This is a genomic window from Thalassotalea sp. Sam97, from assembly GCF_041379765.1.
In the GTDB taxonomy this organism is placed as follows: Bacteria; Pseudomonadota; Gammaproteobacteria; order Enterobacterales; family Alteromonadaceae; genus Thalassotalea_A; species Thalassotalea_A maritima.
Genome location: NZ_CP166919.1, coordinates 1,301,924 through 1,314,726 on the forward strand (window position 1 = coordinate 1,301,924; position 12,803 = coordinate 1,314,726).

Consider the following 12,803-nt stretch of genomic DNA (forward strand, 5'->3'; position numbering starts at 1 on the left):
ACAAAATAATGAATAATAACTTAGCGTTTGTATTTCCTGGACAAGGCTCACAAGCGGTTGGCATGTTAGCTGACCTAGCCGATAACGAGATTGTTAAGCAAACGTTTGCTGATGCATCAGCAGCGTTGGGTTACGATCTTTGGGATCTTATCCAAAATGATGCTGACGGAAAACTGAATCAAACTCATGTAACTCAACCTGCATTATTGGCATCAAGTGTGGCAATTTATCGTGCATGGCAAGCGGCTAATGGTAAAGCGCCTGCAGTGCTTGCTGGTCATTCATTGGGTGAGTACTCAGCATTAGTCTGTGCGGGTGTGTTATCACTTGAAGATGGTGTAAAACTGGTTGAAAAACGTGGTCAGTATATGCAACAAGCGGTGCCTGCGGGCACTGGCGCAATGTACGCTATTATTGGCCTAGATGATGCCGCTATTATTAGCGCATGTGAGCAGGCAGCAGAAGATCAAGTGGTGTCAGCTGTAAACTTTAACTCACCTGGTCAAGTCGTTATTGCTGGTAATAAAGAAGCGGTTGAACGCGCTGGTGCTTTATGTAAAGAAGCAGGTGCCAAGCGTGCATTGCCATTGCCGGTTAGCGTACCGTCACACTGTGCATTAATGCAACCAGCAGCTGAACAGCTAGCTGCCGACTTAGCTGATATTACCTTTAATACGCCAACTGTTGATGTAATTAACAACGTTGATGTAACAATCGCGGCAAATGCGGACGCGATTAAAGATGCGCTTGTACGTCAACTATATAGCCCAGTACGTTGGACCGAAACGGTTGAAAAAATGGCTGCAATGGGCGTTGATACCGTGATCGAAATGGGACCGGGTAAAGTATTGCAAGGTCTAGTAAAAAGAATAAATAAACAAGTAGCGTGTAGCTCGGTTAATACAGCCGAGACATTGGCAACGGCATTGGAAGGTTAATATGTCATTATTTTCATTGGAAGGGAAGGTAGCACTTGTAACAGGTGCAAGCCGTGGTATTGGTAAAGCGATTGCTGAGCAATTGGCTGCGCACGGTGCCAAAGTTGTTGGTACAGCAACATCACAAGGGGGCGCGGATGCAATCTCTGCGTACCTAGGTGACAATGGTCAAGGTTTCGTTTTAAACGTAACCGATAACGAATCAATTGACGGGTTATTCGAAGCGATTAAAGAAAGCTTTGGCGGTGTTGATATTTTGGTAAATAATGCCGGTATCACGCGTGACAACCTGATGATGCGTATGAAAGACAGCGAGTGGGATGACATCATTGATACCAACCTAAACTCACTGTTTAAGATTTCTAAAGCGGTAATGCGCCCTATGATGAAAAATCGCGCCGGTCGTATTATCAATATTGGCTCAGTTGTTGGCTCTATGGGTAATGCTGGTCAGGTGAACTACGCGACCGCAAAAGCGGGTCTATTAGGCTTTACTAAATCGTTGGCAAAAGAAGTCGCATCTCGTGGTATTACGGTTAATGCTATCGCCCCAGGCTTTATCGATACCGATATGACCAAAGCGTTAAATGACGACCAACGCCAAGCGATTTCATCGCAAGTACCGGCTAATCGCTTAGGTCAACCAGAAGAAATTGCCGCCACAGTGGTGTTTTTAGCATCTGATGCGGCTGGCTACATTAACGGCGAAACTATCCACGTTAACGGTGGCATGTACATGGTTTAACCACTTGGTTTGATAAAACGGCAGAAATTGCAAGATTTATACAAATGCTTGCATTTTCGCCGAAGTTAAGCCATAAATATCGAATTGGTCATCAGGTTTGACCAGCAGGTGATTTTACTTTTTATGCTTGCAACCATGCCTTTTGACGAATAAACTACACGCAATTATTAAAAATCATATTGCTAATTTTAGTGAAGGAAAAAAAATGAGTACTATCGAAGAACGCGTAAAAAAAATCATCGTTGAACAACTAGGTGTTAAAGAAGAAGAATGTAAAAACGAAGCATCTTTCGTTGATGATTTAGGTGCAGATTCTCTAGATACTGTTGAACTAGTAATGGCTCTTGAAGAAGAATTCGACACAGAAATCCCTGATGAAGAAGCTGAGAAAATCACTACTGTTCAATCAGCTATTGACTACGTTACAGCAAACAGCTAATAACGAGTTAAACGAAGAAGGCGGTTAGATAACCGCCTTTTTTGTTTGTGCAAAACGATAATACGGAGAGAAATACTATTATGCGTCGAGTGGTTGTTACCGGTTTAGGGATGTTAAGTCCTCTAGCTAATAATGTCACTGATACTTGGCAAGGCTTAATGGCCGGCAAAAGTGGCATTTCGATGATCGAACATTTAGATACCAGCGACTTTTCAACAAAATTCGCGGGTATGGTAAATGGCTTTGACCCAGTTGATTTCGGTATTGCCAAAAAAGAAACCCGCAAAATGGATTTATTTATCCAATACGGTATTGCTGCGGGTAATCAGGCGTTAGCGGATTCTGGTTTGGAAGTGACAGAGCAAAATGCAGGTCGTATTGGTGTTGCGGTAGGATCTGGTATTGGTGGCCTAACATTAATTGAAGAAGGCCATAAAAAAGCATTACAAGGTGGTGTTAAAAAATTATCGCCATTTTTCTGTCCATCGACCATCTTAAACATGATATCAGGCCATTTATCGATAATGCATGGTTTGAAAGGGCCTAATATTGCGATTGTTACCGCGTGTACCACTGGGGTACACAATATAGGTCATGCAGCGCGAATGATTGCCTACGGCGATGCGGATGCGATGTTGGCTGGTGGTGCAGAAAAAGGCTCAACTATGCTCGGCATGGGCGGCTTTATGTCGGCTCGAGCTTTGTCGACGCGCAATGAAGCACCGCAGCAAGCTTCTCGTCCATGGGATAAAGACCGCGACGGTTTTGTATTAAGTGACGGTGCCGGCGTGATGATGCTTGAAGAGTACGAACACGCTAAAGCACGTGGTGCAAAAATTTACGCTGAATTGTCGGGTTTTGGTATGAGTGGTGATGCGCATCATATTACCTCACCACCAACCGATGGTTCGGGTGGCGCAGCAGCAATGCGTAATGCGTTAAACGATGCCAAGGTAGCAGCAGATAAAGTGGGTTACATTAATGCCCATGGTACCTCAACACCTGCTGGTGACATTGCTGAAACCAATGGCGTTAAGTCAGTATTTGCTGATCACGCATACAAACTGATGATGGGTTCGACCAAATCGATGACCGGTCACATGTTGGGTGCTGCCGGCTCTGCTGAAGCTATCTTTACGGTATTGGCACTTGTTAACCAAGAAGTACCGCCGACCATAAACCTTGATAACCCTGGTGAGGGATGTGATCTTGATTACGTTGCTCATACAGCACGTCAAGCTGAATTAGAATATGCGTTATGTAATTCATTCGGCTTCGGTGGCACTAACGGCTCATTATTATTTAAGCGTGTATAGTCGATCTGGCATCACTCGCTAATCTTTAAACAGAGATTGGTCAAATACCCAAATACTGATATAGTGTTTGGGTATTTTTATTTCAGCGCAGACAATGATAAAAACCAGTAAGCGTTAATGATAGATAATAATTCTAATGACATACACATCGGTTAATTTCTCACAACAACATACCTTAAATGTTAAGGATCGAGGCCTTGCCTTCGGTGATGGTGTGTTTACCACAGCAAGGGTTGTTCGAGGGAAAGTCGAATACGTTGAACAGCACATACAACGTCTAGTCGATGCATGTCAGCGTTTAGCGTTAGATAATGTTCCCTTTGCAACAGTGCGTGACGAAATAAATAAAGCGGCTGTTGACATTAACGATGGCTGTTTAAAAGTGATCATCACAGCCGGTGAATCCAACCGAGGCTATGCTCGTGCTAACCCCATTGAGCCAACGGTTATCGTCCAAACGTCCGCTTACCCAGTGCACTACCACCGTTGGCAAAACGAAGGCATTTGTTTAGCCGTAAGCCAGTTGCAATTGGGCATTAATCCCATGCTTGCAGGGATCAAGCATTTAAACCGATTAGAGCAAGTGCTTATGCGCAATGAACTTGACGGTTTAGCGGCCGATGAGCTAGTGGTGAGCGATGTCAATGGCCATGTCGTTGAATGCTCTAGTGCGAATATTTTTTGGCAACAACACGGTCAATGGTTTACACCCGATTTATCGTTAGCCGGCGTTAATGGTATTATCCGTCAACAGTTAGTTAAAAAACTTAACGCAAAAATTGTAACCACAGACGTTAATGCACTTTTTAACGCCGATAGCATATTTATTTGTAATGCTATTTTGGGGATAGCACCAGTGGTTCGCTTGGCTAATAAAACACTAGATATTGACGCAAAATTTATTTGCGGTCTGCAGCAATCTATAAAGGAATAACTCATGTACTTGCGTTTCGCGTTTGCGGTGGTCTTTATGCTAATCACCGTTGTAGGCGCTATCACTTATATTTATGTACAGATGAATACTCACATGTTACGCACTTTGCCTATTCAGGGCGAGGAGCTGTATTCATTGTCATCGGGTAAATCATACAATTATTTGCTGAACGATTTTAAAGTAAAGGGGTATATAGACTCGACCTTTTACTATCGTTTATACGGTAAACTTAACCCAGAGCAAACACGCTTGAAATCTGGTGCTTATCGTTTAAGCGAAGGCATGACCATGTTAGATGTGTTGCAAGTTTTGCTGTCGGGTAAAGAAGCACAATTTAAAATCACCTTTATCGAAGGCACCACGTTTAAAGATTGGCTGCACCTGCTTAGCGAGCGACAACATATTAAACAAACCCTTGAAGGGTTGGACGAAAAACAAGTATTAGCACAAATAACCAGTAAATTTGACCACCCAGAAGGTTTATTTTTTCCAGATACATACGTGTATACGGTAGGTAGTAAAGATATTGATATTTTGCAGCAAGCTTACCAACGAATGGAGCGTGAATTGGCTCGTAGTTGGCAAACGAGATCTGAAAAACTACCTTATAAATCGTCATATGAAGCGTTAATTATGGCCTCATTAATCGAAAAAGAAACGGGTAAGCTTGCAGAGCAACCACTCATTGCATCGGTGTTTATTTCGAGGCTGCGCAAGGGGATGCGTTTGCAAACCGATCCCACCATTATCTACGGTTTAGGTGATCGTTATACTGGTGATATCACTTACGCTAACATTCGTGAGAAAACGGCATATAACACCTATCAAATAGATGGTTTGCCGCCTACGCCAATCGCGATGCCGGGTAAGTCGGCAATTGAGGCGAGTATGCATCCTGCCAATAGTGATTACTTATATTTTGTAAGCAAAGGCAATGGTGAGCACTATTTTTCAACATCATTACAAGAGCACAACCGTGCCGTAAATAAGTACATCCGAGGTAAAGAGTAAGCAATGGATACGAGTCAAGCGCAAGGGAAGTTTATTGTCGTCGAAGGTATTGAAGGGGCTGGTAAATCTTCGGCCATTGACGTTATCGAACAGGTTTTAACCGAGATGTCTATTCCGTATATCAAAACCCGAGAGCCAGGTGGTACGCCTATTGCGGAAAAATTACGTGCATTGGTTAAAGAGCCAAGTGATGAAGTTGTAACTAAAGAATGTGAGTTATTGCTGATGTATGCCAGTCGCTCACAATTGTTAGCGAATAGAATTATGCCAGCCTTGGCGCAAGGCACTTGGGTTATAGGTGATCGTCATGATCTGTCGTCAAGGGCTTATCAAGGTGGTGGTCGTCAATTTGATGATACATTAATTGATACCATTGCCGGAATAACCTTAGGCAACTTTAAACCCGATTTAACCTTGTACTTAGATATTGAACCAGAGATCGGTCTGCAACGAGCGCAAAATCGTGGTGAGCTTGATCGCATTGAGCAAGAGAAAATCGATTTTTTCCATCGTGTTAGAGACAAGTATCTGCAATTAGCTGAGCGAGATGATTCCATATTCGTTATCGATGCAGGACAAACCATGGACCAAGTCCATCAAGATATTCGCCAACTATTAAGCCGAGAATTACATGGATGAGTTTGCGTTAGCCGACGACGCTGAAGATACAATTGATAGGCCGTGGCTGGAGCCGACTAAGCAACAATTATTGACTAGCATTGTTGCCAATAATTTACCTCATGCGTTGTTATTACACGGCAGTTACGCTGCTGGACAGCGACCTTTAGCATCTTGGCTTGCTGCTCGATTACTGTGCCAACGCAATATTGAACAATTGCAGCCCTGCGGGCAGTGTAAAGCGTGTCATTTGTGGGCCGCTCAGTCGCACCCTGACTTGGTGGTAATCGATACCGGTGATAAAGCAATTAGCGTTAATGATATTCGCATTGCATGTCAGTCACTAGAAAAAACAGCACAACTTGGGCATAACAAAGTTGTGCTGATTAACCGGGCAGAGCTATTAACGACAGCTGCCGCGAATGCCTTATTAAAAACGCTTGAGGAGCCAACATTAAAGAGTTATTTATTGTTGGTTTGTAATCATATAGAGCAATTGTTGCCAACCATATTATCTCGTTGCGCCAAAGTCGCCGTGACACCTCCCACGGGCCCTGAGCTTGCTAATGTGGCATCTAATAAACAGGCCGTGCATGCTTTTAGTACGGTAAGTGAATTGCATGAGTTATACGATGACAACGTGTTTGCTGATAAGCAGCAGTTTGTGGTTGACTTGCAGCAGTTTTTGCAACATTTTGATAATAGCAATGAGTTGGCCGAGCAAATAAGTCTTCATCAGCACGGTATGCGTTGGCTATTGTCAACGTTCGAAGCGATGTATCGTTATAAAGCTGGTTGGACACAAGCGTTAGCGAGTGCTGATTTAGTATCAATAATCGAACACTATACTGAGCAACAGCTATTTGATTGTTGGACTGTATGTGTTAGTGCCAACAAACAACTAAAAACGTTATCGCAAGCCAATAAAACCTTTACAGTGGAAGCATTACTGGTCAAAATCGAGCAATGTTTAGCTCAATAATCGACTAGAAGAATAATGATAAAAGGATTGAACACCGATGCATAAATTTGAATTAGTATTTGATAATGACCGCGAGCTGTACATGTCGTTTATGCCGTTTTTAAAGTCAGGTGGCTTGTTTGTTAAAACTGATGAGCAATTTGAACTCGGCCAGCAGGTTGATCTTGAAGTAACCTTACCTGGCGAAGACGACGTTGTCGCAATGGAAGGTAAGGTCTGTTGGATCACGCCACATGGTGCGCAAAATGGTACTCAGCCGGGTGTCGGAGTTAGCTTTGTGACTGATGAACATAATGTTCGCAACCGTATTGAGGCAAAACTTGGCCGACTGCTTAATTCAAAAGAGCCTACCTATACCATGTAAGGGCGCTTGTTGTCAGAGAAAAAGCGCTTAACGCACCGTCGACAATAGATTAAAATAGCCAAGGAGCGCGAGTCGCTCCTTTTTCATTCGTGATTTACCCTGTTCTTTGGTATTAACCACGTACCAAGGTTCACTGCCAATATTTACCGTAAACGGAGTAGTTGTGTTTATAGATTCTCACTGCCATTTAGATCGATTAGATTTAACCGACTTTGATAACAACCTTGATAATGTTGTAACAGCAGCAAAAAATGCTGGTGTGGAGCAAATGTTATGTGTGTCGGTTACCTTAGATGGTTTTCAATCCATGGCAGAGAAAACCGCCAAATACGATAATGTACACATATCATGTGGCGTGCATCCGTTAAACCAAGAAGATGCGGTAGAGGAATCTGAGCTTTTAGAGTTAGCAAGCAACGAACGGGTTATCGCCATCGGTGAGTCGGGTTTAGACTATTTCTACGCACCAGAAACACAAGAAGTGCAACGGGATGCCTTTCGTAAGCATATTCGTGTCGCGCGTAAGTTGAATAAACCAATTATTATTCATACCCGTGATGCTGTCGAAGATACTTTGCAAATTATGCGTGAAGAAAAGGCTGATGAAGTTGGCGGTATTTTGCATTGCTTCACCGAGAGTTGGGAAATGGCCGAGCAAGCAATTGCCATGGGCTTTTATATTTCCTTTTCAGGCATTGTTACATTTAAAAATGCGGCAGCGTTAAGACACGTTGCCAGCAAAGTACCTGATGATCGTTTTATGATTGAAACCGACTCCCCATATCTGGCTCCTGTACCTCATAGGGGAAAGCAAAACCAACCCGCTTATGTGGTTGAAGTGGCAAACATGTTAGCAGATATTCGAGGTCAGTCTATAGAGCAAATAGCACAATTATCGTCAGCAAACTATCGTCGCTTATTTAAGCTGTAATTCGCATACTTCCTTATCGTCATTGCTCGTTTACGATAAAACATATGTATCATTCGCTTAAACGTGGAACAGACAAAAAAAAGCCCGTAGCAAAAGCTCCGGGCTCAGGGGAATGGCTCATAGGTTGAGCCTGCGCTAATAAATTCTGTTTATGCAGTCACTTAAACGATAAAAATTTTGTCTGTTATCTGTTGTTATCGTCATTTCTGCATCGGCTTGGACTTTTAAGTCTAGTACAATCCAATTAAAACGCCAACTTTAGTTAATTTAATTTAAATCTATATTTATCAATCGCTTACTTTGTTTTTACTGTTTTTACTAAACGGTTGTGAGCAATTTTCTTACATGTTGATCACAGTTTTTCCACAATTTTTAATGCCTTAGCATGAGCTTGATTATATCGATTTAGCAGCGGATTTTTTAAAGAGTAAAAATCTTTTTTCTTGTCGACAATTTTTTTTCGTTTTACGAATCTAAATAATATGCTTATTTTTTAATGGCTTAACAAAGCAAAATTATAAACAAACAATATCATAAGGGTATGTGTATGAAGCGTGTTTTATTGGCTTTAGGGTTAGTGAGTACAGCAGTTATGGCGTCAGAAGAACAAGCAAGTGTGGATTTTGTCCAAGATTCTTACAATTACTGCGTCGATTATGCAGAAGGTGAAGACAACAAAGATCAAGCCATTTTATTATGCGTTAACGAAGAGCTTGAAGCGTCAGGTTACAAGACATTTAAATCAGTAAAAGAAATTAAAGACTTTATTAAACAAAAGTAAGTAAATACGAATGCTATGAGTGGCTATTTTGCTAAGCATGTACAGCTAAGTGATACGCAGAGCTCTGGTTTTCATGTAACGTTACGACCTTGAGTGACACTACAACATTACTCAAGGTCGTTTATCTTAGTTGAAGGCCGTTTTTATCTGCTAGCTCGCGATGAGGTTTGATTGATGCAGCTAACAATTTTAACCATGGTTATTCGGTACAAACAGGTCGTGACAATAATAACCGTATTAGCGTGTTCATGATTTTCAATTAGGGTTCTTATCAGCACTTGTGTATGAACTGGTTGCTAACATTGACTTCATGATGTTGAGATATGTGTCTACCCAAAACCTTGCTTTGTTTTCGAAAAGATAATTCAGTAACTTGTCATGTTCATTGGCGCTTATAGCGAGGTAATCACCACCCACACCGTGCATTAAAATGTTGATTAATTTTATATTTGGCGGCTGGCTTTCAATAAAGTTAATGATCTCGGTTGCTGTGATATTATCGGCAACGATTACTGTGGCAAAGTCTTGGGGCTCTTGTCCTTTAATTGCGATGAACATAGAGGATACGGCGGATAGATAATTTTTCCCGCCAGCATACTTATCGAAGCATGGTGGCGTAAACGTTCGCTCTAGCTTACCGTCAACGGCAGCTAATAACGTGTTAGCAACGCCTACTTCATCAACCATTTCTGCCACAGATTTATGATCCAGATCATTGTGAAGTTCAACCCAATCCCGATTGGCTTTTGAACCTTGGCAGGCATGAAATAGGGTGTGATTACCAAGTTCATGGCCTTGCTCGGCGAGAGAGCGCCATTCACCTAATCGCAATTGAAATGATGGAGACTTAGGCACCACATAAAATGACGCCTTGAGCTGATATTTATTGAGAGCGGGTACAGCAATATCGAGTTGGCTTGCCAATGCATCATCATATGACAGGCTGATTGCCACTTTCGCAAATGAATGGCTACAAAATAGGGCGATAATAACAACTAGGTACTTCATCATTCTTGTATTTAGTTTAATCTGAGAATTGCTCTATGCCTTCGATTAGCAATCTAAATGTGATAAAGACAATAGATGCTGTGCTATGAGTTAAATTAACTCTTGAACTTGCTAAAAGCAAGTCGTCAGATAACGTTAATGTTAGAACAGAAATTGGTAGAACCCCCCCTAACATACTGATAGTAATATAAAAAGAAATGCTGTATGTTAGAAAAAAACAATTACATAAGGGGTTTCTTAGATGAGAACTATTATCTCGTTATTTGTCGTTATATTTATCAGTGGTTGTGCGCAAGTTTATGTTCCACCCATACCTGACTATAGTGTCTCTAAGCAAGGTAAAATAGCGATTTATGTGCAAACTAAAAATAATCCAACTCATACCCATATTGGAACCACAATTTTCAATAACTTTGAGAAAGCTTATCCGTTCTCTTGGAACATGCAACGCTCTATAGTCGATAGCTTTACGGATGAATTGCAAGGTAAACTAGGATATCAGGTAGTTGATATAAGTGATGATACGTTGGCTACCAAGTTAACTAACTTTGTAGAAATAAAAAACAAGCAGTGGCAGTTCACACAAAACAGTGCCCAACATCGAAACTTTCTTATTGAACAAGGTTATGAAGCAGTAATTGTTATTAGGGAGTCTCCATCACTAGCTTCGCTAGAGTGCTCTCAATATGGCTGCAATGAATTTTATAGCCAAGGGGTAGGACTTTTTACACGTAGTTTTCTAGGTATGGATCGCTATCACGCTTCAGCCAGTTATGATATATCGATAGAGCTTCTGACATTACCCATTGAATTGACACAGTTAAATGAGTTCCGGGCGATGACACAATGGCAACGTAAAAATAAATTAGTAGACAGCTTTAATGATCCAAAAGTATTTGATGATATAACTGAACAAGAGTTAAAGCCGATACAGGATGAAATATTAAATTATTTTACTGAGTTAGCACAATTGACAGGTTCTTATATGAACTATAGCAATCCACCAAAAAATGAAGCAGCAAAGACGGCTTCTACCCAATAACCGAATAGCGTTACACTTTAACGCTGTAGTAAGAGCCTTTAAGTGAGTGGGGTCTAAGTGCCCCCCATTTTAAAATATCCTATAGCTAGTTAGAGAGTTCATTAAAACGCGATGACTTGCCCCTTCATGGGGATTTCTGCTCTTATCTTAAGCGTTTGCCAAATTTTATGGCCAAGGGTATCTAACGCATCGGCTTCACCGTGGACCAGCACGACTCTTGGTGCGGGCGAGAAGTGGTTTAACCAATCTAACAATCCTTGCTGCCCAGCATGAGCCGAAAAGCCTCCTAAGGTTTCGATATTGGCATTAACTTGTAATGTTTCACCAAATAACTTGATGTATTTAACCCCATCAACAATAGCTCGACCAGGGGTTCCTTGCGCCTGATAGCCCACAAAAATAACGGTATTTCGCTTATCCCAAATACGATGCTTGAAATGATGGGTAATGCGCCCACCGGTACACATACCGCTACCAGCAATAATAATGGCATGATTTTTAATATTATTGATAGCCATTGAATGTTCGGCCTCAATAGTTAAATGCAACGATGAAATAAAGTTTTTCAATAAACTTGCATCGCCGGTTGATAGCGACTGTACTCCTTCGCAATCAAGCGTTGTTAACCAGTCATCGTAAATACGAGTAACTTCGATGGCCATTGGACTATCAAGAAAAATCGTCCAGTCATCTAATTCATTATTCTGTTGTAATTTGCCTAAATACAGTAACAGCTCTTGAGTTCTACCCACCGCGAATGCCGGTATCAATGCGTTACCACCTCTTTGAAATGCGTCGGCTAAAATTTGCTTAAACTGCGCCATGGTGTCAGTTAAGTCACGATGATTTCTATCGCCATATGTACCTTCCATCATGACGACATCGGCGTGCTCAACAATCTCAGGATCGTTCATTAAAACGGTACCGTGTTTGCCTAAATCACCACTGTAAACTAATGTTTTTTTGCTTTCATGCTCTGTTATCGTTAACTTGCTAATGGCCGAGCCAAGAATATGACCAGCATCCAGTAACGTGGCATCAATGTCAGCAGATACCGAAAAGCGTTGTTTGTAGGCCATGGGGCGGCACAGTTTGAGTACATTTTCTATATCTTCTTTTGTGTATCCTTCATTTATGATGGGTTTTCCCTGTCGTTGATTTTTGCGGTTAATTCGCTTGAGGTCATTTTGATAAAGGCTGTAAGAATCGAACAACATGATCGGTAACAGTTGTGCCGTAGCTAACGTACAATATATCGGGCCTTTAAACCCTTCGTGCACTAACATGGGTAATCTGCCACTGTGATCGAGATGGGCATGAGAAAGAATCACTGCGTCTATCATCGCAGGATTAAAATCAAATGGCTCAGCTTCTAGATGACGTCGCACGCGACTGCCTTGATGTAGCCCACAGTCGAGTAATACGGTACTTTTGTTGGTTTTCAGTAAATGACACGAACCTGTAACTTCTTGGGCTGCGCCGTAACATGTTATGGTGGCCAATAGATGCTCCTGTTGTAACACAAAGTGATCGCATTATTTCCTGTAACTATAGCAGGGGAACTATGTTGCTAGATGATTAACTGCGCTAGAGTGTTAGCCGAGCAAAGGCATTTTAAACTAAGCTTTTAAGCTTAACGGTTTCAGCGATACGAAGTGTATGATCTATTTTCAATTGTAGTTTTGTTAGCGTCC

14 protein-coding genes are annotated in these 12,803 nt (G+C 41.6%); 12 read left to right on the forward strand and 2 right to left on the reverse strand.

Features of this window, described 5'->3' with window-relative positions; genetic code table 11:
* The first annotated feature begins 8 nt into the window (after positions 1 to 8).
* The 11 genes from fabD (at position 9) to ACAX20_RS05805 (ending at position 9,059) form a co-directional block, all read left to right on the forward strand.
* Positions 9 to 938 carry an ACP S-malonyltransferase gene (fabD, locus tag ACAX20_RS05755; protein WP_371189201.1) on the forward strand — a complete coding sequence of 310 codons (930 nt, stop codon included), beginning with the start codon at positions 9 to 11 and terminating at the stop codon, positions 936 to 938.
* A gap of 1 nt (position 939) precedes the next feature.
* Positions 940 to 1,683, forward strand: a complete 744-nt coding sequence (gene fabG / locus ACAX20_RS05760; RefSeq protein ID WP_371189203.1) for a 3-oxoacyl-ACP reductase FabG — start codon at positions 940 to 942, stop codon at positions 1,681 to 1,683.
* Between the two features lie 205 nt (positions 1,684 to 1,888).
* Positions 1,889 to 2,122 (forward strand): acyl carrier protein, encoded by a 234-nt coding sequence (gene acpP, locus ACAX20_RS05765; RefSeq protein ID WP_290251577.1) that lies wholly within the window; start codon positions 1,889 to 1,891, stop codon positions 2,120 to 2,122.
* Between the two features lie 80 nt (positions 2,123 to 2,202).
* Positions 2,203 to 3,438, forward strand: coding sequence for a beta-ketoacyl-ACP synthase II (gene fabF / locus ACAX20_RS05770; protein WP_371189204.1), 1,236 nt, complete (start codon positions 2,203 to 2,205; stop codon positions 3,436 to 3,438).
* A gap of 136 nt (positions 3,439 to 3,574) precedes the next feature.
* On the forward strand, positions 3,575 to 4,372 hold the full coding sequence (gene pabC / locus ACAX20_RS05775; RefSeq protein ID WP_371189206.1) for an aminodeoxychorismate lyase: 798 nt from the start codon (positions 3,575 to 3,577) through the stop codon (positions 4,370 to 4,372).
* 3 nt (positions 4,373 to 4,375) lie between these two features.
* Complete coding sequence (gene mltG / locus ACAX20_RS05780) at positions 4,376 to 5,383, forward strand: endolytic transglycosylase MltG (RefSeq protein ID WP_371189207.1); 1,008 nt, start codon at positions 4,376 to 4,378, stop codon at positions 5,381 to 5,383.
* Between the two features lie 3 nt (positions 5,384 to 5,386).
* Complete coding sequence (tmk, locus tag ACAX20_RS05785; protein WP_371189209.1) at positions 5,387 to 6,022, forward strand: dTMP kinase; 636 nt, start codon at positions 5,387 to 5,389, stop codon at positions 6,020 to 6,022.
* A complete protein-coding gene (locus ACAX20_RS05790) occupies positions 6,015 to 6,983 on the forward strand; it encodes a hypothetical protein (RefSeq protein ID WP_371189210.1) in 969 nt (322 codons plus the stop codon). The genes tmk and ACAX20_RS05790 overlap by 8 nt, the downstream gene beginning before the upstream one ends.
* A 37-nt stretch (positions 6,984 to 7,020) precedes the next feature.
* On the forward strand, positions 7,021 to 7,347 hold the full coding sequence (locus tag ACAX20_RS05795; RefSeq protein ID WP_371189211.1) for a PilZ domain-containing protein: 327 nt from the start codon (positions 7,021 to 7,023) through the stop codon (positions 7,345 to 7,347).
* 163 nt (positions 7,348 to 7,510) lie between these two features.
* Complete coding sequence (locus ACAX20_RS05800) at positions 7,511 to 8,278, forward strand: TatD family hydrolase (RefSeq protein ID WP_371189212.1); 768 nt, start codon at positions 7,511 to 7,513, stop codon at positions 8,276 to 8,278.
* Between the two features lie 547 nt (positions 8,279 to 8,825).
* Complete coding sequence (locus ACAX20_RS05805) at positions 8,826 to 9,059, forward strand: hypothetical protein (RefSeq protein WP_371189213.1); 234 nt, start codon at positions 8,826 to 8,828, stop codon at positions 9,057 to 9,059.
* Positions 9,060 to 9,314: 255 nt separating this feature from the next.
* Here the strand turns inward: ACAX20_RS05805 and ACAX20_RS05810 are convergent, their stop codons facing one another.
* A complete protein-coding gene (locus ACAX20_RS05810; protein ID WP_371189214.1) occupies positions 9,315 to 10,070 on the reverse strand; it encodes a polysaccharide deacetylase family protein in 756 nt (251 codons plus the stop codon).
* Between the two features lie 238 nt (positions 10,071 to 10,308).
* Here ACAX20_RS05810 and ACAX20_RS05815 point away from each other — a divergent pair, with 238 nt between their 5' ends.
* Positions 10,309 to 11,109, forward strand: a complete 801-nt coding sequence (locus ACAX20_RS05815; protein ID WP_371189215.1) for a hypothetical protein — start codon at positions 10,309 to 10,311, stop codon at positions 11,107 to 11,109.
* 101 nt (positions 11,110 to 11,210) lie between these two features.
* Here the strand turns inward: ACAX20_RS05815 and ACAX20_RS05820 are convergent, their stop codons facing one another.
* A complete protein-coding gene (locus ACAX20_RS05820; RefSeq protein WP_371189216.1) occupies positions 11,211 to 12,611 on the reverse strand; it encodes an MBL fold metallo-hydrolase RNA specificity domain-containing protein in 1,401 nt (466 codons plus the stop codon).
* Positions 12,612 to 12,803: the final 192 nt, after the last annotated feature.

Coding starts and splice junctions, on each gene's coding strand:
- fabD (WP_371189201.1), top strand. CDS start 9: ATGAATAATAACTTAGCGTTTGTATTTCCTGGACAAGGCTCACAAGCG.
- fabG (WP_371189203.1), top strand. CDS start 940: ATGTCATTATTTTCATTGGAAGGGAAGGTAGCACTTGTAACAGGTGCA.
- acpP (WP_290251577.1), top strand. CDS start 1,889: ATGAGTACTATCGAAGAACGCGTAAAAAAAATCATCGTTGAACAACTA.
- fabF (WP_371189204.1), top strand. CDS start 2,203: ATGCGTCGAGTGGTTGTTACCGGTTTAGGGATGTTAAGTCCTCTAGCT.
- pabC (WP_371189206.1), top strand. CDS start 3,575: ATGACATACACATCGGTTAATTTCTCACAACAACATACCTTAAATGTT.
- mltG (WP_371189207.1), top strand. CDS start 4,376: ATGTACTTGCGTTTCGCGTTTGCGGTGGTCTTTATGCTAATCACCGTT.
- tmk (WP_371189209.1), top strand. CDS start 5,387: ATGGATACGAGTCAAGCGCAAGGGAAGTTTATTGTCGTCGAAGGTATT.
- ACAX20_RS05790 (WP_371189210.1), top strand. CDS start 6,015: ATGGATGAGTTTGCGTTAGCCGACGACGCTGAAGATACAATTGATAGG.
- ACAX20_RS05795 (WP_371189211.1), top strand. CDS start 7,021: ATGCATAAATTTGAATTAGTATTTGATAATGACCGCGAGCTGTACATG.
- ACAX20_RS05805 (WP_371189213.1), top strand. CDS start 8,826: ATGAAGCGTGTTTTATTGGCTTTAGGGTTAGTGAGTACAGCAGTTATG.
- ACAX20_RS05810 (WP_371189214.1), bottom strand. CDS start 10,070: ATGATGAAGTACCTAGTTGTTATTATCGCCCTATTTTGTAGCCATTCA.
- ACAX20_RS05815 (WP_371189215.1), top strand. CDS start 10,309: ATGAGAACTATTATCTCGTTATTTGTCGTTATATTTATCAGTGGTTGT.